The sequence below is a fragment of the Xanthomonas sp. SHU 308 genome, assembly GCF_000364645.1.
In the GTDB taxonomy this organism is placed as follows: Bacteria; Pseudomonadota; Gammaproteobacteria; order Xanthomonadales; family Xanthomonadaceae; genus Xanthomonas_A; species Xanthomonas_A sontii.
Genome location: NZ_AQOK01000551.1, coordinates 1 through 603, shown reverse-complemented (window position 1 = coordinate 603; position 603 = coordinate 1). Strand labels below are relative to the sequence as shown.

2 protein-coding genes are annotated in these 603 nt (G+C 39.0%); both read right to left on the bottom strand.

Annotated elements, in window-relative coordinates; all coding sequences use genetic code 11:
• Positions 1-21 precede the first annotated feature (21 nt).
• Positions 22-276, bottom strand: coding sequence for a hypothetical protein (locus D588_RS27970; RefSeq protein ID WP_157836480.1), 255 nt, complete (start codon positions 274-276; stop codon positions 22-24).
• A 144-nt stretch (positions 277-420) separates the two neighbouring features.
• The coding region (locus tag D588_RS28575; RefSeq protein ID WP_232764316.1) for a hypothetical protein at positions 421-603 on the bottom strand (183 nt) is incomplete at its 5' end.

Genomic DNA, 603 nt, shown 5'->3' with positions numbered 1-603 from the left:
TAAGTTTCGCGATATTCATGGCTAATCTATCAACCCAATATTTTCAGGCAAGCTCAATATAAAAGATGAAAACTCCTCATCGTAATTACTCGCTATTTCTTTAAAAATTTCACAAACACTTTCTTTCTGAATCTCTGAGAGACCCTGTAGCTCAGATGCAATTTGCTCCATCATTTTAATTGAAACATCGGGATCTACAGCACCTGAATCCGAAAACTCAAAGAATAAACAAACGTCTATAACTATTTTTGCCAAGACAGTGCTCATCTCATTCATGGCTTGAACACCTTTAACTTTGTGGTTTTAATTCCAATTCGCCGAATTTGGCTATGCCCTGTTGCTTGCGCTTGCTTGAGAACTTCCCAACGACCAGTCAGTCCATTTTCTGACAATGCTTGTAATTGCCTTATATGCCTCCTATTACATATATTCCGGCGGTACATTTGATATTTGTTCGCTGAAATTCCAGAAATCAGGCTTCTCGCGCTCGTTGAACCATTTTAATCCTTTAGCTATCCATGCAGATCTCTTTTTCCTAGCACTAATTATGGAGCAATCTTCATAGCCGAATTCAGTCCCACAACATGGGCAAATCTCCCAAGT